The sequence below is a fragment of the Xanthomonas sp. D-36-1 genome (assembly GCF_017746155.1).
In the GTDB taxonomy this organism is placed as follows: domain Bacteria; phylum Pseudomonadota; class Gammaproteobacteria; order Xanthomonadales; family Xanthomonadaceae; genus Xanthomonas; species Xanthomonas cissicola.
The window spans coordinates 25,234-45,781 of sequence record NZ_JAGHWR010000066.1 but is presented as its reverse complement, the minus strand read 5'-3'; the positions used below and the strand labels follow the sequence as shown (position 1 = coordinate 45,781).

Here is a 20,548-nt window from a genome sequence, read left to right as displayed (position 1 = left end):
GCATTGATCAGACCATCCTTAGCGGTTCGTCCCCTCTTCAGTCACATCGCCAGCGGCTTTTGGATGTTTTTTTGCGGCTGGCTTCAGGCGGCCTTTCCATTGCTCCAGCTTCAGCTTGGTAATTTGTTGGGCGTTATCCGTTTTCATGTCGAGCACGGCACGGCGAACGACGCCCAAGCAAAATTCTTCAGTCTCTGCAAAATTCAGCCCCAGTAGATGCTTTGCCAATGTTTCAGGTTCGTAGCCGAATTTCACACTGCATCGCTCGCCAATGGAGGCGATGTATTGCGCCAGTTGCTCACGGGTCGGGGTTGCCAACTCAATGCGCAACTGGAAGCGCCGCCAGACGGCCCTGTCCAAAAGCTCTGGATGATTGCTGGCTGCAACGACCACTACGTAGTCAGGCATTTCATCCAGTTGCATCAGCAAGGTGCTGACGACGCGCTTTATTTCTCCCGTTTCATGGGTATCGCCGCGCTCCTTGCCAAGCGTTTCAAATTCGTCGAAGAACAGAACGCAACGCTGCGTTCTGGCGTAGTCCATCACGCTCTTCAACCGGCTGGAGGTTTCACCCAGATAGCTGCCAACCAAGGTTTCGTAGCGAATGACGATGAGCGGGTACATCAGCTCGAATGCCAGCGCTTCCGCCAAGGTGGTTTTTCCGTTGCCTGGCGGGCCAGCGAGTAGGACGCGGTTTCTGGCGCGCAGATTGTGGGCGTGCAGCAACTCTGCCCGATGCTGTTCCTCCACCAACTCTTGTATCTGCGCCCTGATCTTTTCTGGCAATACCAAGCTTTGTAGGTTGCGCTCAGGCGTGATCTCGTAGAACAGGTCTTTGTGAGGACTGTTGCCCGCGGCCTTGCCAGCCGGCGGGCGTGCGCCCTGAATGGCACTGGGCTGCAATGCCTTGGCAAGCCGCTCTGCAAGTAGCCGGTGCCCTTTCTGCTTCTCCTCTTGGATCAGCCCTTCAGCCGCTTTGCGAAAGGCAAGCTGATCCCCGCTGGTCGCAGTTTTGACCAGAGCAACTAATAAATCAGCTTGCGCCATTAGCCCATGCTCCGAAAAATGTGCTCAAACCTGCTCATTTGCTTATCTCAATCCAAGGCGACAGCACCTCCAGCAGCGAGAGACCACCATGCGTTAACGTCGGATAGCCACCTTGACTGCGCCATTTCCTGCGGCCCAAGGCCAACAGATGCGCACCATGCGGGCTATCGATTTGCAAGGCGACCGGCGGAACGAAGGGGCCTGCGTCGCCATTGCCTGCCTTGCTGCGTCCACTGGAAAAAGTCTGCTTGAGATGCGAGGCCACCTCACCATCGGCATCGGGGAAGTAACCGGTGGCGGCGTAGCCATGATCCGATGTAATGACCAAGCGCCGCCCCGTGGCGAGGCGCTCGACAAAGGCCCAGAAGTCGTCACTGGAGAGTTTCTGCGCGGCATCCTTGGTCAGCAGTTCCAAACCTTGGCCCGCGCCGTAGTCGTGCAGCTTGGCGTCTGGCCAGTGATGCCAGAACACCCAGTTCTTCGCACCCGAGGCGTTGCCCACCAAGCCCTCGCAGTCCTTCCACGGCAGATCGATGGTTTCGGTCTGCGCCGGTTGCAGCTTGTAGGCCAAACCGCCGCCGTTAGCTTGTAGCTGGCTGCGGCTGGTCAGCCCCAATGCGCGGGCGAACGGGTTGGTCTCACTGGGCAGCTCGGATGCCGTAGCGGCTACTGTGTTCAGGGTGAATCCACGATCTTTGGCTCCTTGCAGCAGCCAAGGCAGCTCGCGCAGCGAGAGGGCATCCAGAATCAGTACGGCGCGCGCGGCGCTATGGCCATAGCCGGGCTCGATCCACCATTGCGCAAGCCGGTCTGAGGTGCGTTCCACACCACTGATTTCGGGTTGACCAAAGGCCCGCCACAGATCCCAGCCGCAGGAGGCCAGGAACAAATCGAGCTCGCCAATCTCGCGATCTCGCTTGACCACCTCGCTGGGGGCATTGCTTTCGGCCAGCGGTTTGGAGGCAATCTCTAGCGCCCGTTCGGTAATGATGCGCCACGCCTCTTTCGGGCTGTCCTGAGTCAGGCGCTGCAATGTTTGCGCATCCAACGCCATCAGTTGCCCTCCTTCTCAAGACTCAACTCGAACGTCATGCCATCAGGCAGCTTTTTGAGCAGTTCCTTGAGCTGAGCGCCCGTAATCTGCGTGTTCTGGCCAGCAGACACCTTGATCGAGACTTCCGCCACAGGCGTGGCCGGGCCAATGCCCCAGCCTTCGAGCTTGCCGATCAGGTTGAGCGGCGAGGTTGGCGGGTTAGAGAGCGGGACGCGTGGTTTGGTGGTGCTATTTGTGCCGCCGAAAATTCCGCCCGGCGTAGAAGCTGGTGTGGATGGCGTGCCAGGCTGCGGCTCTTGTACAGCGGGAGCCGAAGTGGCGCCACCACCAAAAATTCCGCCACCCAATCCACCATCGCCGCCAGCTGGAGGCTGCGGCGCGGGTGGCGTGATACCACCGGTCGCCGGCACCGCCGAAGGTTCCATCAGGAACACTTCATCAAGCTGACGCCCGGTGTAGGAGAGCTTGGGGCGCAAGCGCCGCCACGCGGTTTCCTCGTCTTCGCCCGCGTGGGTTTGAAGGTGTTCCAGATTGCGCAGGTTGATGGCGATTTTGCCGCGCGCGCATAAGCGCAGGATGCGTTCCTTCATCACGGTTTCACCCAGCCAGGGGATGCAATGCTGACCCGCAGGGCGAGGCTCTTGCAGTTCACGCAGCAGCTTGCCGACGGGGGCGTTCTCCGAAGCGGCTTCAAGAACGAGGTCTTCGAAATCTTCGGGAACAAAAAGGTCGTTGGTCAGTGTTTCTTCGATGCCCTCGGGGATTTGAGCACCTTGCTTTTTCAGGTGCTCGACACTGAACAGGGATTGCTGCGGGTTCTGGTGATCGTAGCGGTGCAGGACGGCAAACCGATCAAAACGCTTCTTCAGGTTTTCGCGCAGCGTGCCTTCAAATTCCTTGTGAAGCTTTTTGTATTCGGGGCTCTGCCCACTCCATTCCTGCGCCTTCATTTCGGCGCGGGCAAGGATGAGGAGGTCTCGATCCTGAAAGGCGTTGGTGGAACCTGCGCGGGGCAACAAGAAGCGAATTGTGTTGCGGCGCTTTTGCAGGTGGTCCTTGAGCCAGCGGCTCAGTGTTTGGTCTAGTTTTTCCGGCTCTTCAGGCAGCACCAGAATGGGCAGCCGGTCATCCCAGCGCTCCGGCTGCTCGGCTTCGTCGAGGGATGTCCAAGGGTCGGTCTGCCACGATTTGGGCAGAGCAATCACGCGGAATGTTTTGGCGACTTCATCGCTGCCGCCAATGACGTAGCGTACCTGCTTGGCAAGCTGCACATGATCGGAAGCATCGGTGAACAGCTTGTCGTTGCGCGCGCAGGCCATCAGCTTGGCGCGAGGGTTTTCTTCCTCGCGGAAGACCAAGCGTGGGCCATCCTGGTGGATGTTGAAGCTGTTTTCGACAATGGTCGCTAGTTCGACCTGAAAGGCATTGCCATCCACTGGCTTGTTGCGGGTGATGTCCACCTGCAGGGTGGCAGGCTCTGCCCCGGCAAGGTTACCGACGGCGATGGAACGCAGCCACAGCGCGCTCAAGATTTCTTGCAGGTGTGGGGCAAGGTTGGCGTGGTCGTACACCGCCTCCGTCACCGAAATGATGTTGTGCTGCGCTTTTTCGCGCAGGGTGCGGTGGTGTTCGTTGGACACTGAATCCAGCAGCGCTCCAATGCCCGAAGCATCGTCATCCAGCCGGAAATCAGCGGCAGTGAGCACAGGCACCGCTTCGCCCCGGCTCTTGTACAGGTTGGCCAGGATGCGAATCATGTCACGCGTTTCTTGTGCATCCGTGGCGATCAGCACCTGTTCCTCAAGCAGGCGCAGCAAGTGCGGCGCGTAAGGCCAGGACTCAGTGAATTCACGGCGCTTGCGATCCTGCTCGGCGGGCGGCACATCCAGCAGGCGGAAGTATTCGGAGACGTGTTGTGCAACCAGCGATTCGATGGTGCCGTCTGCAATCTGCAGACGGTTGTCGAACAGGCGATGCAGCAGCATCCGCCGCCGATCCTGCTGGATACGCTCGGCATTGCCTCCCGCCTTGAAGTCGATGGCCACCGGGTTGACGCGGTGCACCTGCTGGTAAGCATCGCTTCCGCCATTGCGCACGGAGATCACCAACACAAGTAGGTCGGGGCGCTCTTTGGCGATCTCCGAGAGGATCTGGATGAAGTTGAACGCCCATTGCTTCCAGGGGTATTGCTTGGTATTGGTCAGGCCGTCGTACCAAGTCTGGAACTCGTCGAGGAGGAGCATCGCGGGACGATGCTCAAGCAACTCGATGATGAGCTTGTCCGAGGGGATGTCGGTCTTGGCCGCCCCCATTCCTTCCCACTTGCCCTTGATGAATTCGCCGCGCGGATGTCGCTCGAACAGTAGGTCCCACAGGAATTTATAGCGTTGCCGGTGCAGGCTCTCGCCAATGACCAGCATGCCATCGCGCAGTGCGATCTTGCCAATGCCGGAGTCACCCAACGTGCTTGACCAGGAATTGAGCCATGCGCCCGTCGATGCGGCATCGTTGACTGCGTGGTAGAGCGCTGCCATCAAGTGCGACTTACCCAGGCCGCGCTCACCGATCACGACCACCGGCCGGCCTTGGTTAGGACCAACGGCTTCAATGCCCTTCAGCAGATCGTGGGTGGGATAGGTAATCTCCAAGAATGCCTGTGCTGCAATCTGGGTGGCGCCAGTGTTGGAGTCGTTGGAAAGCTCAATGGCCGTCCCTTTGAGGCGTTTGCCTCGAAACTCATCCCGTAGAGTCAATCCAAGCATTAGTTTTCTTCCTTTTTACGCGATTTTTCTTGGATACCGTCCTTGGACTGACCTGCTGACTGTTGCTTGATCCAGAGCTCAATGTCCCCACGCAGGAATCTCCAAGTCCCACCAACTTTGAACGCTGGAATTTTTCCTTCTGCCGCCAAGCGATATACCGTGCGCTTGCCCGCCTTTAAGTAGACAGCCATTTCTTCAATGGTAAAAATTTCGTCGCTATCGGTCGGCATGGTGCTGGAGCTCAACAAAACAGTTCATAGTTTGGCAAATTTTAGTCTAATTTGGTAGAAATCGGCAAACTTGGCAAGCTCTAAGCGCTGCGTATCGGTTTGAGTTTTTTGCGTGCGTCTCCGCTTCGCGGACCACGCTGCTCCAGGTTCGCTATTCGCTCATCCCTAACGGGACTGGCATTCGCCAGCCTTCCACATCCCTGACGCCTACGGCCCGGCTTCCCGCTTCGGGCCTGCGCGCTTCGCTTGCGTGCGGTTTGCACATCGCGGCGGCCGTTGCCATGTCCAGCCGTCTCTCCTGACTCCATCACCTTGCTCGCGACTGTAGCCCGTGGCCGCGTGCCATCAAGGCGCGTCAGGCCGTGTCCTCGGCTGCGCCTGCGGGCCGCACCACCCTGACGCTTTTCTCCTTGACGGCCCACGTCCGTGGGCTCCTGACCGTCGCGGGCGATGAACTCAGGAAAGACGGTGGCAACAGGGCCAACCGGGTTCCTCGTGCCAACCGCACCGAACAGCCGAAAGGCTGGGCTCCGAATCTAGGAATCCGGTGTGCGGTTTGAACAGCAAACCCTTTTCGTCAGGAGAAAGACCATGCTTGCATCCCGTTTCGCTTCCCGTTCCCCGGTACTGCGCAGCGATTCCCCGCTGTCCGATGACCAGATTCACCGCGTGGCCCCGTCCATCTTTGCGGAAGCGCCACACGAAAGCCGTTCCCAGCGTTACGCCTATATCCCCACCGCCACGGTGCTGACCGAACTGCGCAAGGAAGGGTTTCAGCCCTTCATGGTGACGCAGACCCGCACCCGCCACGAAGACCGGCGCGACTACACCAAGCACATGATCCGGCTGCGCCACGCCAGCCAGATCAACGCCCGAGGCGAAGCCAACGAAATCATCCTGCTGAACTCGCACGATGGCACCAGCAGTTACCAGATGCTGGCCGGCATGTTCCGCTTCGTGTGCAGCAATGGGCTGGTGTGCGGCGACACCGTGGCCGATGTGCGCGTGCCGCATAAGGGTGACGTGGCCAGACAAGTGATCGAAGGTGCCTATCAGGTGCTGCACGGTTTTGACCGTGCGCTGGAATCCCGCGAATCCATGCAGGTCATCACGCTGGACGAAGGCGAGGCCGAAGTATTTGCTCGCGCCGCGTTATCGCTCAAGTACGACGACCCGGACAAGCCAGCCCCCATCACCGAATCGCAAATCCTGATGCCGCGCCGGTTCGACGACCGCCGCCCGGACTTGTGGAGCGTGTTCAACCGCACCCAAGAAAACCTGACCAAAGGCGGATTGCATGGGCGCAGCGCCAACGGTCGCCGCCAGCAGACCCGCCCGGTGCAGGGCATTGATTCCGATATTCGCCTCAATCGCGCCCTATGGCTGCTGGCCGATGGCCTGCGCCAATTGAAAGCCTGATTTCCCTGCGCGGCAGGGGCAGGCAGCAACCCTTGCCGCGTTATTCGCTGCTGCATTCCATCATCGCAAGGAGTTTTCACCATGAACGCCATCAACCAAACCGAAGCCCAAGCCATCCACGCCACGGCCAGCGCCGTGCCTGCCGTGCTGCTGGAGGCCGCCGACCCGAGCAAGAATCTGATTCTTGTACCGCTGTCGCGGCTGGTATCGCGCCCCACGGGCCGCAACGTGCGTAAGACCCCGCGCATGTCGATTCCCGAACTCGCCGCCAGCATCCAGCGTGTCGGCTTGCTGCAAAATCTGATCGTGACCGCGACCGCTGACGGCGAGCGTTACGAAGTCGTGGCCGGAGGCCGTCGCCTTGCCGCCCTCAAGCTGCTGGCGAAAAAGCACCGTATCAGCAGGGAATGGGACGTGCCTTGCCTACTGGTGGCCGATGGCACCGCCCGCACCGCCAGCCTGACCGAGAACGTGCAGCGTGAAGCCATGCACCCCGCCGACCAGTTCGAGGCATTCGCCGCGCTGGTGGCCGAAGGCCGACCCATCGAGGACATTGCCGCAGATTTCAGCGTCACGCCGCTGGTGGTGCAGCGCCGCCTGAAACTTGCCAACGTGTCGCCGCGCCTGCTGGCCGACTACCGGGCCGAGGCAGTGAGCCTTGACCAGTTGATGGCCCTTGCCATCACCGACGACCACACCGCGCAGGAAGCCGCGTTCTACGATGCACCCACATGGCAGCGCAGCCCGCACAACCTGCGAGACCGCCTGACGGAGCGCGAGATTGACGCCCACCGGCACCCGCTGGTGCGCTTCGTCGGGCTGGATGCTTACGAGGCCGCAGGCGGTGCCAGCCGCCGCGATCTGTTCGCGGAAGCCGATAGCGGTGTGTATCTGACCGATGCCACGCTGCTGGAACGACTGGCGCAGGACAAGCTGGCCAGCCTTGCCGCCGAGGTGAAGGCCGAAGGCTGGGCATGGGTGGATGCCACCCCCGGCGCGACCCATGCCGACCTACAAGCCTTCCAGCACGCTCCGAGGCAGCGCCGCAGCCCGAACAAGCGTGAAGCCCAACGCATCGAGAAGCTGCAAACCAAGATGCAGGCGCTGGCCGAGGCCGTGGATGCCGCACTGGACACCGATGATGAAGAAAAGGCCGACGCCTTGCAGGAAGAAGGCGAACACCTGGGCGAACAGTTGCAGGCGCTGGAAGATGGCTTGCAGGACTACGGGGAAGCTGTCAAAGCTGCCGCCGGTGCCATCGTCACCATCGACCGCAACGGTGAGGCCGTGATTCATCGTGGCCTGCTGCGCGAAGCCGAGGCCAAGGCACTGCGCACGCTTGAACGGCTGCGGCAAGGTTTTGGCAGCGAGGGCGAAGCCGGGAACGACGACACAGGCGAGGAAGCCGACGACGCCCCCAAGCCCGCTGCCATGTCCGACCGACTGGCACAACGGTTGAGTGCCCATCGTACCGCCGCGCTGCAAATCGAAGTCGCACGGCATCCGCAGGTGGCGCTGGCCGCACTGGTGCATGGCATGGCGCAGACCGTTTTGCAAGACAGCCACCACCGCCACGACTTGCCGCTCGGCGTGAGCCTGAAAGTGCAAGACCGGCTGGAAAGCCTTGCCCCGGACTGGCCGGAATCGCCTGCCGCCGTGGCATTGCGCACCTTGCAGGAAGTCGCGGGTGAAGCGTTGCCAGAGGACAGCGCACAACTGTTCGCCGCACTGCTGGCGAAATCGCAGGATGAACTGGTGTGGCTGCTGGCCCTGTGCGTGGCATCCACGGTAGATGTGGTGACGCCCCGCGCTACGCAGCACCAGCCAGGTGCTGAACTGGCGCAGGCGGTGGGGCTGGACATGGCGGCATGGTGGAAGCCGACCGCAGACAGCTACTTCCAGCATGTGCCGAAGGCCGCGATTCTGGAAGCCGTGGGCGAATTCGCGCCGGAAAGCGTCAACCGGCTGGCGAAGCTCAAGAAGGCCGACATTGCCAGCGAAGCCGAACGGCTGGCCGATGGCACCGGCTGGATGCCTGCCATCTTCGCCGCCGAAGCCACGCAGCAGGCCGCGCAGGAGGTGGTGACGGACGAGGCAGCCGAAGTGCAGGAGGAAGCCGCAGCAGCAGCGGATGAGCAGCCGCAGGCCGAGGCACTGGCCGCGTGACCTTGCACCACAGATAGCGCCCCGGTTCCGGCCGGGGCGCTTCATGCCGAGGGTTCCCCCATGAGCCACAACACCACGAACCGCCCACGCATGGCCGCGACGTGCGTGGCTACCGCCCGCCTCGCGGCTGGATAGCCCGCGCCGACCTGACCGACCTACACCCCATCACGGGCCGCGCCTTGCCGCGTGCCGTGTGGTGGATCATCGAAACTGCCGTGCGGTGGATCATCGAAACTAAAGAATAGGGAGCAGCCCTGCGCCCAAGCCGTTCCGTCTTGGGCGCGGGAATACCAAAAATCCGGGCGCCGCGGTGGCCGCGCCCGGTTTCAAGGCTCAAAGCCAAAACGCCCCTTTGCCGCCTTCGGTCAGGCGGCAAAGGGGCCGCGCACAAGTCGCCTTGTGCGTAAAAGCCATTGAAGCCATGCAAGTGCAGCGGCGCACGCGCCGCCGACATTCCGACAGCACCTCGCCGCAAGGGGCGGCGCTTGTAGGGCTACGCCCCGGCTTGCTGCGGCAGGTTGCACGAAAGCGTGACGTGCTCGACGCTGGCGGTTCGTTGCCTGTACGTCACGAAGGACGGTTCACCGACACACCTGCCTCGATGGGGAGCTTCCACGCCACGCATCAAGCATGTGGCCGCAAGTTATGGCAGGAGCGCTCGTACCTTGTTGCTGGGGCATTGACCTGGCCGCCTCAGGGAACAAGCCGGTGAAGTTGCCATGCGAGGATGCCGAGTCGGTCATGTCTCCATTCGGGAGAGGCGGCCCGTGCGTCCTTGGCTTGTCGTGAATCCTGGCGGTGGCGCGGCTGCGCCTTGGGCTTTATGACCGCAACCTTGCGACGAAAACAATTTCCCCTGCGCTGCGCGCATTCCTCGCGGGACAAATTCTTTTCGCCTCCAGGTTCTCCACGTTGTTGCGACCGCTCCGCGGTGCGGCCAGCCCATCCCCCCGCCGGGCGGATCACAACAAGGACGCACTGGCGCGACCTTGTTCAACCCGAAAGGAGAAATCATCATGGCTAACATCGGCACCTTCACCGCAGAGAAAGACGGCTTCACCGGCACGCTTCGCACCCTGACGCTCAACGTCAAGGTCAAGCTGGTTCCCAACGACAAGGGCGACAACGAGAGCGCACCCGACTACCGCCTGCAAGCGGCTGGCCACGACATCGGCGCAGCGTGGAAGAAGACCAGCGAGGCCGGACGCCCCTACGTGTCCGTGACCCTGGACGATCCTGCGTTCCCGGCAACGGTCTACGCCCGTCTGATCGAAGGCGAGGACGGCACGCACGACTTGATCTGGTCGCGCAGCAAGCCAAAGGCGGCCTGACGGCGCCACGAAGCCCCTTCCACTGCGGCGGGGCTTTCCTGCGATGGAATGTCCGGCGGGTTGGGTTCACCTTAGGCAGCCTCAATTGTCATGGACACTGAGATTTGAGGCACACCTCCCGGTGGTTATTGCTTGAGCGCCGATGTCAGTCAGAATCGCTAAGGATGTTGAGATGGTGCAATAGCTCTTTTAATTTTTCACCTTCGAATGGTGAAAATATAGGATTTTCACCTGCACATGAAACCCTGGATGCTTTAATAATCTCAATATTTCCGCTATCACTCAAAACAGTGTTTAGCGAAAAGAATGGTTCCTGTCCTCTATGAAGGCGATTGTCATGAAGGACGAACTCGACTTCCTTCTGATACTCCGCTTTAACTCTGGGGCCAAATATCACTCAAGCTATAAGTCTGGCGTCATGATATAGAATTCGCTTGCGATCTGTCGTTTTTAGCTTTTTTGCCTGATGGGAAGCCATCGCCATCATATGGGTGTTTAAGCTTTGAAATGTGAAAGACCTTAATTCAGACTCGTATTCCCAGAAAGAATTTTTCTGTAGAAAGGTTGATACAGCCTTATCTTTTCCAGATATCACGCACTCCAAAATAGAGATTTTTTTGCCGGAATCAACATAGTCAACAGGCGCCAGCTTGTACACGGCAAAATTTTTAGAAAAAGGATTGTGAGACAATGGAAATCCATAATCTTTCGAAGCGTATATAACTACGCACCCTTTGAAGCCTTCTGCGTAATGGGCCCACATCATTGAATTAAGTGCGTCTCTCGAAAACGAAACACTATAGAACTCGTGATTGATGGCTCTACTCAGAAGCTCGGTCATTATGAGCTTGCATAGATCCGCCCTGACTGCTGGGCTATTTGATTCATTCTCCTTTTGAAGCAACGCTCTTTCAAATGCGGCAATAATCTGTCCGCTACAGAGATCAAGCACCGCTTTAAGAGAGTCAAAGCTATCAATGGAGTTTATTTCCTTGCCTTTAAAAATATCATTGAGACTATCAGCAAGAAGTTGGCACTCCGTATTTATTATTTCTGATAATTTCCAATGACTGCTAGTTTCTGGGATATTTAAAAGGCGCCCCCAAAGCTCTGGGTTGTCTTCAAAGTAATATATAGCCTTCAGATCATTTGGGTCATTTAGCTCGTGATTGGCCGCAAAATAAAGCTCGTTATATCTTATAGCCTTATCGAAGTACAGATTGGGTCTGTAATATTTAAATACGTGCATCTGACTATTCCAATTTACTTTTCTCGACTGAAACATCTGGCTCGGGCATAAATATGCTTAGAAGCATGGCATGCGAGCGAAGACCTTCAATTTTCAGATGAAGCGGCGGCATGCCGCAATGTGTTGATATGCCCAGCGGGGGTTTTAACAGCCAGCTAGGCCGCGATCATGAGTTCTCTATTTTCGATGCTGCAACGATTTCGTTCAGTTCCCGCTGGACTTGAGCAAGAAGCTGATCGGCGTTGAGCGGGTCGCGTCCTACCGGCCTATCTCTACGTTCTGCATCTGGATAGCCCGGCGCTGGCCTGGGAGTACCTGCGCCGTCATCCAGACTATCGGCACGACTGGCTGCGCCGTCGTCGCCAATCGGATGCCGCCCGGCATTGGGGGCTGCGCCTACTGGAAGATCCCACGCTGGATGCGCGGGACGCGCACCCGGCCTGGTTCCCCGACCACGATGCCGTGGTGCAGCTCTACCCGGATGCCGATCCGCCGCCCGATGCCCTGTGCTTTGAGTTCTGGAAGCTGCCGGGCCACAAACACCTGATCCATGACGGCAAGCGCCTGGTGCTGGTGGCGCGCTGGCCCGGGTGTTGCCTGCGTTTCGTGCTCGCGCCAGGCTTGGCCGATGGCATGGCTTACGCCTATGCCATCCGAGCCTGCGCCGCGCCTTGCGAGCGCTATGCGGCTCTGGCGAGCGAATTGAACAAGATCGCCGTAGCCGCTGCTGGTGACGCACCTGCGGCGATCGTCAGGCCACGTCCGCCGCTGTCCGCATTGCTGGAATTGCACACGCTTCAGGCGCTGGACGCGACCCTAGCGGGTGCGTCCTTGCGGGAGGTGGCCGAAGGGCTGTTTGGTGTGGATGCCGTTGCCGCCGACTGGCACGCCGACAGCGCTTTGCGTGCCCGCGTGCGGCGGCTGGTGCGCCGGGCCAATGGGCTGATGCGCGGCGGCTATCGCCGTCTGGCGCAACTTCCCCCCCTTCCGCCGCATGAGGGGGACGTTTCGCATCCCCTGCAGAACGTCCCTGAGCAAGAACCCCAAGTTTCTTGAGACTGCCTCCATCCGGTCGCGCTGTGTGGCCGGGCTTGATGGAGGTACATCCCATGCGACCCGCTCCCTTGCGGCCTGCCGCCGCTCCCGTTGCCACACCCGCACAACCCCAGCGCTATCTCACCAACGATGAGGCTGCCGACTACCTGCGCCTGTCACCGCGCACGCTGGAGAAACAGCGCGTCATCGGTGGTGGCCCGAAGTTTCGCAAGTTCGGTCGCCGTGTGATGTACGCTGTGGCCGACCTCGATGCCTGGGCGGAAACGCGCAGCTTCGAGACCACTTCCGACCCCGAATATGCCGAGCACCACTCGGCTGACAGCCGTGCGCGCTGATCGGCGCATCGCCGGTGGCCATCGCCATGTCTCGCCCACCAGGGCACGCCTTGCAGCAGCGCGAACAGCTCGACCTGTTCCGCGCACTGCCGGGCGAGGACATGGCACCGCGCGATGCCCAAGACTTGATGGCCTATCCGTTTTTCTCGCTGGCGAAGTCGCGGCGCACCGCGCCGATCGACTTCCACAGCGGGAACATCACCATCCGCGTGGAAGGCACGCAGGAGCATGGTATTGCCACCATCTGGGATGCCGACATCCTGATCTGGGCGGCCAGCCAGATCGTCGAAGCCCAGGACGCGGGCATCCAGCCGTCCCGGCGGATGCAGGCCACGCCCTACGAGATCCTGCGCTTTATCGGGCGCGGCAAGTCGCTGCGCGACTATCAGCGCCTCAAAGCCGCGCTCGACCGGCTGCAATCGACCACGGTGGCCACGTCCATCCGCGAAACCACCGGAAGGCGCTTGCACCGCTTTTCGTGGATCAACGAGTGGAAAGAGCTGGCCGATGCCAACGGCACACCGCTGGGCATCGAGCTGATCCTGCCGGACTGGTTCTATGCGGGCGTGCTGGACGCCGCCCTGGTGCTGACCATCGACCCGACGTACTTCCGACTCACGGGAGGCATCGAGCGCTGGCTGTATCGCCTGGTGCGCAAGCATGGCGGGCGGCAGGAATATGGCTGGCAGTTCGACTTCCGGCATCTGTACCGCAAGTCGGGCAGCAGCACGCGGTTTTCGGATTTCGCCTACGACCTGCGGGCGCTGGTCGCCCGGCAATCGCTGCCGGGGTACGAGCTGGGCATCGTGCGGATTCCCGAGGACGACATGGAATTGCTGACCTTCCGGCCCGTGCCGCAGACGGCACGGGGATAACAGCGGGGCAAGCTGTGGACGGGGTCGTGCTATCAGGAGTAAGAGGTATCGTGCTATCGAGAGTACGCCTATCGTGCTATCAGGAGTACGAAAACGCCGGAAAGCCAGTAACGGCGCGGGGTTGCGATCCCTCTAACATTACTAACTTAAATTCTCTAACTATTGGTAGAGAAGCAGCATCGCGGTGGACAACTACCGCAGGCCGAAAAACCAGCCAGCAAAAACAGCAAAAACCATCCCGTTCGGCACGGCAAAAGCAGTCCGGTCTTCCAAGCTGGAGGGCCACGCCATGATCGTCGCCTTGCTCAACCAGAAAGGTGGCGTCGGCAAGACCACGCTCGCCACGCATATCGCTGGGGAAATGGCCTTGCGCGGCCTGCACGTTGTCCTGCTGGATGCCGACCCGCAGGGTTCCTCACTGGACTGGACACAGCGCAGAAGCCAGCAGGGCTTGCCCCGGCTGTTCAGCGCCGTGGGCCTAGCACGCGAAACACTGCACCAGGAAGCCCCAGAACTCGCCAGGCGGGCCGATCACGTCATCATCGACGGACCACCCCGGATCGCCGCTTTGGCGCGCTCTGCGCTGCTGGCGGCCGAACGGGTGCTGATCCCGGTACAGCCCAGCCCCTACGACCTGTGGGCCAGTGCCGAGATGGTGGCGCTGATTCGTGAGGCCCAGGTGTTCCGGCCTGCGCTACGCGCGGCCTTCGTCATCAACCGGCGCGTCAGCACCACGGTGATCGGGCGGGAAGCTCGGCAAGCCTTGTCCGAACAGCCGTTGCCAGCGCTGCGCAGCGAGGTGCGTCAGCGCATCGTCTTTGCCGACAGCGTGGCAGCAGGTCGATTGGCGCGGGAGACAGCCCCCGATAGCGCAGCGGCGCAGGAAATCACCGCGCTGGTCGATGAGCTGCTGCGGTGGCCGTCATGAGCACCGGCGGCAATCCACCCAACGGCAAACGCCCGGCCAAGCGGGTCGGCATCGGTGCGCGTCCGCCTGCTAATCCACACGCCGAGGCGTGGATTCGCCAGGGCGATGCCGATGCGCTCAACAAGGGCGACCTCTACACCGCTCGCCTGACCCTCGACATCACGCCCGCCATGCGGACGCGCATCAAGGTGTTGGCCTTCACGCAAGGCGTGACCGTGGCCGACCTGCTGCGCGCCCTGCTGGAGCGGGAGTTTCCCGAGCATCACAGGGAGAACACGCTATGACCACATCCGCTTCGCCTGCCGCTGGCGCGGCCACGGCTGCGCTGCCGCCGCATCCCGCAGCACTCGCCGGGCAGGCCGGCAACGTGTCGCTGACGCGCGTTTCGCTGGTCTACATCGAGGCCCGTTTCAAACTCTACCTGCGCTTCGGCGAACCTGCGCGCACGCTGCGCCTGGACGGCTGGCGGCGCTGCGCGGTGTTCCTGCCGGGTGCAATCCTCTGCCGCGTTCGTTGGCAAGCCAACGACTACGGCACGATCCGCTGGCAGCTCATGGTGATGCAGGCTGCTACACCGCTTGATGCCTTGCAGCGCATACCCGGCGTGCAGCCAGGCGCGTGCCTGCTGCTGCATGCCGAAGGTGATGCCAATGTGCGCGCCGTGCTGGAACGCATCGACGACATCGAGGCGCTGGGGATCGCTGCCATCGACGTGTCGCCCGCGTACTGGCGCACGCTCGCCAACCGGCTCGCCGCGCATTCGCCGCTGCCCGAATACACCGCCGAGCGGCACGCTGCCTGGCTGGCCGGGAGGGCGCTGCCATGACAGCCCATCCCACCGCCGCACGCACGCCCGAAGCCGCGTCGCTTCCTCGCTCGCGCCTGCGCGCTCGCCTCGTGCTGGCGGGCATCGCCGCCGTCGGCCTCGCTGCGCTGGCTTGGGCTGCTTTCGTGTCGCCGCTGCCGCGTCTGACCTACAACCCGTCCGACAGCGTGGCGGTCGGCTGGTATCGCATCGAACCGTTCGCCCCGCGCACTGCCTCGCTGCCACGCCCGCTGTCCGTGGACAGCATCGTGCTGGTGCCACTGCATGACAGGGCCGCCATGCTGGCTGCGCAGCGCGGCTACCTGCCGACCCGCGTTCCGCTGCTCAAACGTGTGGGTGCGATTGCGCCGCAACACGTTTGCATCGTCGCCGGGCAGGTACGCATCGACGGCGTGCCTGCGGCCGCCGCGCTGCCTACCGACCGGCTGGGCCGGCCGCTGCCATCCTTGCAGCTTTGCCGCCGCCTCGAACCGGGCGAGCTGTTCCTGTTGAGCGTGACCAATCCGGCGTCGTTCGACAGCCGCTATTTCGGCCCGGTCAGCGCATCCGCCGTGATCGGCGTCGCGCATCCGGTTTGGCTGGAGGCTCGCCCATGATGGCCGCCGATTCGCTGCACGTTGCCGTGCCTCTTATCGTGCCTTCGGGCATGTCGTTCCGGCTGTTGCCGCCGTGTCGTTGCGCATGCAGTGCGTGTGCATTCGCACCGCACTTCGCGCAACATCCGGCGCAGCCTTACAATGTGCAGGCGTCTTGCCTCGAACGCGCCCGGCCTGCGGCCTTCATGACGTCAGTTCGCGCGTTCGCCGGCGCGCTGGCTGCGGGTGCAGCAGCGCCTCCGGGCTGCCGATGCCCGGAGCGGGAGCGAAGGGCAAAGGCGGAAGGCAAGACAAAAGGACGCGGCACCGGGCCGCGTCGAAAGCCAGCCTGCACGTGGGGTTGGCGCGGCACGCTGCGGCTTCGCCGCCGTGCCGCGTGGGGCGCAAAGCCCGCGCCAATGCAGGCATGTCCGCGTGCTTCGCACGACAGGACACGCCAGAACTTGCAGGGAGCGCAGCCATGAGCGACCGCTGCGACGACGATTTCCGTGTGCACCCCAGCGCCCCGAAGAACCGGGGCAAGGGCAAGGGGCAGAGCTTCGTTTCCAAGGTGCTCAAGCAGGCGGGCAAGGCCAGCGGCGGCAAGTCCACGGTGCGCCGTCCTGGCGCGGCGGGCGGCATCGGCAAGGGAACTGGCCAACGCCCCGGCTCGCGCCTCGGGCGCGGCCACACGGCGGCGCGCTTCGTGGGCGCGAAGCTGACGCCCATGTCGCGGCGCGTGACCATCAAGACCTTGCTGGTGAACCACCAGCGGGCCAGCCCGCAGTCGCTCGCCAAGCACCTGCGCTACATCGAGCGCGATGGTGTGGGACGCGACGGCGAGCCGGGCCAAGCCTACGGGCCGCAGACCGACGCCGCCGACCTCGACGCCTTCAAGGAACGCTGCGCCGACGACCGGCACCATTTCCGCTTTATCCTCTCGCCCGAGGATGGCGCGGAACTGGAAGACCTACGCACCTACACGCGGCACCTCATGGGGCGCATGGAGGCCGACCTTGGGACGGGCCTTGATTGGGTGGCCGTGAACCACTGGAACACTGACAACCCGCACACGCACATCGTCGTGCGCGGGCGCGACGACACCGGCAAAGACCTCATCATCGCGGGCGACTACATCGCCGATGGCTTCCGCCACCGCGCCGCCGAACTGGCGACCGAATGGCTGGGGCCGCGCACCGAACTGGAGATCCAGCAGACCTTAGGGCACGAGGTGGAACAGGAGCGGTGGACGAGCCTGGATCGCACCTTGCAGCGCGAGGCCGGCGACGATGGCTTTGTGCATGTGGAACACCTCAACGAACCCCGGCTGCAACGCCAGCGCCTGCTGCTGATCGGCCGCCTGCAACGCTTGCAGCGCCTGGGTCTGACCGACGAAACACAGCCCGGCACCTGGGCCATCCATACCGATGCCGAGAAGACCTTGCGCGCCTTGGGCGAGCGCGGCGACATCATCCGAACGATGCAGCGGGCCATGAGTGGCCAGCCACGCGAGCTGGTGGTGTTCGAGCCGGGCCAGAATGACGATGGAAGTGGCCGCAGCATCCTCGGCCGCGTGGCTGCGAAGGGGCTGGCCGACGAGCTGCACGACCGGGGTTATCTGGTCATCGACGGCGTGGACGGCAAGGCCCACTATGTCGCGCTCAATGCCCGCGACGAGCTGGCGAACTACCCCACGGGCGCGGTGGTGGAAGTGAAGGGTTCGGCCGACGTGCGCGCCGCCGATAAGAACATCGCCGCGCTGGCGAGCGATGGCCTGTACTGTGCAGATCATCACCTGGCCATCGAGCAGGGCCGGGCCAAGCCCGGACGCGACCCGCAGGAGGTTATCGCGGCGCATGTTCGCCGGCTGGAAGCCCTGCGCCGGGCCGGCATCGTGGAACGTGTGGCCGAAGGGCTATGGAAGGTGCCGGGCGACCTGCCCGAGCAGGGCCGCCGCTACGACGCGCAGCGCCTGGGCGGCGTAGCCGTGGAGCTGAAATCGCACCTGCCCATCGAGCGGCAGGCGTGCGTGATCGGCGCCACCTGGCTTGACCAGCAATTGATCGGCGGTGGCCGTGGGCTGGGCAACCTGGGCTTTGGCGGCGATGCCAAACAGGCCATGCAGCAGCGCGCCGACTTCCTCGAAGAACAAGGGCTGGCCGAGCGGCGCGGGCAGCGCGTGATCCTTGCGCGCAACCTGCTGGGCACGCTGCGCAACCGGGAACTGGCGCAGGCCGCGAAGGACATTGCCGGCGAAACCGGCCTGGAGCATCGCCCGGTGGCCGACGGGCAGCGCGTGGCCGGCATTTACCGGCGCTCGGTCATGCTCGCCAGCGGGCGTTACGCGATGCTCGATGACGGCCTGGGGTTCAGCCTGGTGCCGTGGAAGCCGGTGATCGAACAGCGGCTGGGGCAGCAGATCGCAGCGACGGTGCGCGGTGGCGGGGTGTCATGGGAGATTGGACGTCAACGCGGGCCGTCTGTGGGATAGGCTTACTTGCTGCGCCTGATCATCGCCAGGATGGTTTCCTGCAATTCATCCCGCGCCTGTTCTTCGCTGATGTCTCCGGCCACCGCAGCCTGCGACAGCGCATCGGCCGCGCCGAGCATCGCCCACAGGCTCGCCAGCGGCACGCCCTGCGGGCCTGCAAAGGGCGCGAGGATGGTTTGGCACTTCTCTATGAAGGCTTGCTGGTACTGCCGCTTGACCGCTGCCAGTTCCGGCGAGCCGCCAAGAGCGGCGAGAACGCCTGGAATCTCGCGCCCCTGGGTCAACACGCATTCGACGTAGCTGGCAGCGATGACACGGGCCTTGTCCTGCAACGAGGGCTTGCTAGCGGCGATGGCGGCGTCGATCACCGCCGTCTGGCGCACATCGAAATCCTGATACAGCGCCGCCAGCAGCCCGTTGCGCGTGCCGAAGTGGTCATAGACCACCGGCTTGGTGACGCCTGCCGCATCGGCGAGCCGGCCCAGGGTCAGCGCGTCCGTGCCTTCGATACGGATCAGTTGCCATGACACGTCCAGCAACTGGCGCAGGCGCTCGTCGCGCGAAAGGCGGCGGCGCGGCGAATCCGCAACGGCATCAGGGGTTTTCGGTTGACTTGACATTGTTATATACCAATAGTAACTTACTGATGATAAGTTACTTTCAGTATATTGGATCGCGACTCGGTAGGCAATCGGGTGGCGTCCACACCCGGGCTATGACCATGACCACCGATCCGCTTTCAATTCCACAACCTGCCAGCCGCAAGGCGTGGCTGGGGCTTCTGACCGTTCTTGCTCTTGTTCTACTCGTGGCGATGGACGGCTCCGTCCTATACCTCGCCATGCCGCGCGTCACGTCTTCGATCCTGCCGACGGCCGATCAGGCGCTATGGATTCTCGACATCTACGGCTTCGTCGTGGGTTCGCTGCTGATCACCTTCGGCAACATCGGTGACCGCTATGGGCGATTGAAGCTGATCATGGCCGGAGCCATCATCTTCGGCCTGGGGTCGCTGGGCGTGGCGTACTCGACCACACCCGAGGCCATGATCGCGTTCCGCGCGCTGATGGGCCTGGGCGGCGCCACGCTGCTGCCTTCGGGGCTGGCCATCGTCAGCGCCCTGTTTCCTGATCCGCGCCAGCGCGCCCAAGCCATTGGCATCTTCGCGGCGACGTTCGCGGCGGGCTTCGCCATCGGGCCGGTAATCGGCGGGCTGCTGTTGCAACGCTTCGACTGGGGTGTGGTGTTCCTGATCAACGTGCCGGTGGTGCTGGTCTTCCTGCTGGCTGCACCAATTCTGCTGCGCGAAGTGCGTGCGACCCGCTATGGCCGCATCGACTTTCCGAGCCTGCTGCTGTCCTTCGCCGGCATCCTGCTGTTCACCTGGTCGATCAAGAGTGCGGCAGCGGTGGGATTCACGGCGTCGCAGACCGTGGTGGGCATCGTCGGCATCGCCGCGCTGGCACTGTTCATCCGCCGCCAGACGAAGATCGCGTTCCCGCTGCTGGATCTGAGCCTGTTCAAGGATCGCATCTTCTCGATCGCCATCCTGACCGGCCTGCTGTCGCTGGTGGTCTGGTCGGCGGCAGGGTACTTGTCGGGCATCTATCTGCAATCGGTGCTGGGCTTCGAGGTGTTCACGGCGGCGCTGCTGACCCTGCCGGGCGCCGTGGTGCTCACCGCCACCTGCATCGGCACCAGCCGCATAGTGGAGCGCATTGGCCGCAAAGCCGCGCTGGTCGCCACGCATTTGCTGATCAGCGCGGGCGTGTTCCTGCTGCTGTTCACGACGACCGAGGCCGGCGCTATCGCATTCGTGGCCTCGACGGTGATTGCAGGCGTCGGATACGGCCTGTCTTTCAGTCTCGTGGCCGAGATCGCGGTGTCGGCCGTGCCGCCCGAGCGCGCGGGCGCGGCCGGTTCCATTGCGGAAACCAGCAACGAGATCGGCAATGCCCTGGGCATCACCTTGTTGGGGGCGCTGGCGGCGCTGGTCTTCCGGCTGTCCGGGCCGGGCGTGGCCGGCACCTTGAACGAAACCCTCGACCATGCGGGCGTCGCGGCAGACGCCGTGATGCAGGCCAAGGAGGCTTTCCTGTCGGGGCTGCACCTGGCCGTGGGTGTTGGGGGGCTGCTCACGCTGTTGGTTGGCATCGTGGCTTGGCTCTGGTTGCCGCGAAAGCTGCCGGAATAGGAGATTAGCG

Annotated in this window: 17 protein-coding genes and 2 pseudogenes; 13 read left to right on the top strand and 6 right to left on the bottom strand. The window is 62.5% G+C overall.

Going from position 1 to position 20,548, the window contains the following annotated elements; genetic code table 11:
• Positions 1–18: 18 nt before the first annotated feature.
• The 4 genes from J7367_RS17235 to J7367_RS17220 are packed head-to-tail and all read right to left on the bottom strand — an operon-like array spanning position 19 to position 5,093.
• Positions 19–1,047: an ATP-binding protein gene (locus J7367_RS17235; RefSeq protein WP_057663537.1), complete on the bottom strand. Its 1,029-nt coding sequence runs from the start codon at positions 1,045–1,047 to the stop codon at positions 19–21.
• 34 nt (positions 1,048–1,081) lie between these two features.
• Positions 1,082–2,101 (bottom strand): hypothetical protein, encoded by a 1,020-nt coding sequence (locus J7367_RS17230; RefSeq protein ID WP_057663532.1) that lies wholly within the window; start codon positions 2,099–2,101, stop codon positions 1,082–1,084.
• Positions 2,101–4,863, bottom strand: coding sequence for a DUF499 domain-containing protein (locus tag J7367_RS17225; RefSeq protein WP_057663529.1), 2,763 nt, complete (start codon positions 4,861–4,863; stop codon positions 2,101–2,103). Before J7367_RS17225 ends, J7367_RS17230 begins: the two co-directional genes overlap by 1 nt.
• Positions 4,863–5,093, bottom strand: a complete 231-nt coding sequence (locus tag J7367_RS17220) for a helix-turn-helix domain-containing protein (RefSeq protein ID WP_057663544.1) — start codon at positions 5,091–5,093, stop codon at positions 4,863–4,865. The genes J7367_RS17225 and J7367_RS17220 overlap by 1 nt, the downstream gene beginning before the upstream one ends.
• Before the next feature lie 591 nt (positions 5,094–5,684).
• On the opposite strand from J7367_RS17220, the gene J7367_RS17215 reads away from it, so the two are divergent.
• From J7367_RS17215 to J7367_RS17200, 4 genes and pseudogenes are all read left to right on the top strand, one after another.
• Positions 5,685–6,512 carry a DUF932 domain-containing protein gene (locus tag J7367_RS17215; RefSeq protein ID WP_057663528.1) on the top strand — a complete coding sequence of 276 codons (828 nt, stop codon included), beginning with the start codon at positions 5,685–5,687 and terminating at the stop codon, positions 6,510–6,512.
• A gap of 81 nt (positions 6,513–6,593) precedes the next feature.
• Positions 6,594–8,678: a ParB/RepB/Spo0J family partition protein gene (locus tag J7367_RS17210; protein ID WP_057663525.1), complete on the top strand. Its 2,085-nt coding sequence runs from the start codon at positions 6,594–6,596 to the stop codon at positions 8,676–8,678.
• A 60-nt stretch (positions 8,679–8,738) separates the two neighbouring features.
• A pseudogene (locus tag J7367_RS17205) lies at positions 8,739–8,923 on the top strand (hypothetical protein).
• 771 nt (positions 8,924–9,694) lie between these two features.
• The gene (locus tag J7367_RS17200; protein ID WP_057663522.1) at positions 9,695–10,009 is read left to right on the top strand and encodes a DUF736 domain-containing protein; all 315 of its coding nucleotides are present in this window, start codon (positions 9,695–9,697) and stop codon (positions 10,007–10,009) included.
• Between the two features lie 397 nt (positions 10,010–10,406).
• Here the strand turns inward: J7367_RS17200 and J7367_RS17195 are convergent, their stop codons facing one another.
• Entirely contained in the window at positions 10,407–11,258 is an 852-nt protein-coding gene (locus J7367_RS17195) for a DUF2971 domain-containing protein (RefSeq protein ID WP_176214962.1), read from the bottom strand.
• 279 nt (positions 11,259–11,537) lie between these two features.
• Here J7367_RS17195 and J7367_RS17190 point away from each other — a divergent pair.
• The 8 genes and pseudogenes from J7367_RS17190 (at position 11,538) to J7367_RS17155 (ending at position 18,344) form a co-directional block, all read left to right on the top strand.
• Positions 11,538–12,292: pseudogene (locus J7367_RS17190) on the top strand (DUF2285 domain-containing protein).
• A gap of 75 nt (positions 12,293–12,367) precedes the next feature.
• Positions 12,368–12,649 carry a helix-turn-helix domain-containing protein gene (locus J7367_RS17185; RefSeq protein WP_014995090.1) on the top strand — a complete coding sequence of 94 codons (282 nt, stop codon included), beginning with the start codon at positions 12,368–12,370 and terminating at the stop codon, positions 12,647–12,649.
• A 26-nt stretch (positions 12,650–12,675) separates the two neighbouring features.
• Entirely contained in the window at positions 12,676–13,524 is an 849-nt protein-coding gene (locus J7367_RS17180) for a replication initiator protein A (RefSeq protein ID WP_057663541.1), read from the top strand.
• 289 nt (positions 13,525–13,813) lie between these two features.
• Positions 13,814–14,452, top strand: a complete 639-nt coding sequence (gene parA, locus J7367_RS17175) for a ParA family partition ATPase (RefSeq protein WP_057663516.1) — start codon at positions 13,814–13,816, stop codon at positions 14,450–14,452.
• Positions 14,449–14,736, top strand: coding sequence for a hypothetical protein (locus tag J7367_RS17170; protein ID WP_057663513.1), 288 nt, complete (start codon positions 14,449–14,451; stop codon positions 14,734–14,736). Before parA ends, J7367_RS17170 begins: the two co-directional genes overlap by 4 nt.
• A complete protein-coding gene (locus J7367_RS17165; protein ID WP_057663510.1) occupies positions 14,733–15,278 on the top strand; it encodes a DUF2840 domain-containing protein in 546 nt (181 codons plus the stop codon). The genes J7367_RS17170 and J7367_RS17165 overlap by 4 nt, the downstream gene beginning before the upstream one ends.
• Positions 15,275–15,874, top strand: a complete 600-nt coding sequence (locus J7367_RS17160; RefSeq protein ID WP_057663507.1) for a S26 family signal peptidase — start codon at positions 15,275–15,277, stop codon at positions 15,872–15,874. Before J7367_RS17165 ends, J7367_RS17160 begins: the two co-directional genes overlap by 4 nt.
• Before the next feature lie 460 nt (positions 15,875–16,334).
• Positions 16,335–18,344, top strand: a complete 2,010-nt coding sequence (locus J7367_RS17155) for a relaxase/mobilization nuclease and DUF3363 domain-containing protein (RefSeq protein WP_057663505.1) — start codon at positions 16,335–16,337, stop codon at positions 18,342–18,344.
• A gap of 2 nt (positions 18,345–18,346) precedes the next feature.
• On the opposite strand, the gene J7367_RS17150 is transcribed toward J7367_RS17155, so the two are convergent.
• A complete protein-coding gene (locus J7367_RS17150) occupies positions 18,347–18,964 on the bottom strand; it encodes a TetR/AcrR family transcriptional regulator (RefSeq protein WP_057663504.1) in 618 nt (205 codons plus the stop codon).
• A 101-nt stretch (positions 18,965–19,065) separates the two neighbouring features.
• Between J7367_RS17150 and J7367_RS17145 the strand changes: the two genes are divergently transcribed.
• On the top strand, positions 19,066–20,538 hold the full coding sequence (locus J7367_RS17145; protein ID WP_209028957.1) for an MFS transporter: 1,473 nt from the start codon (positions 19,066–19,068) through the stop codon (positions 20,536–20,538).
• Positions 20,539–20,548: the final 10 nt, after the last annotated feature.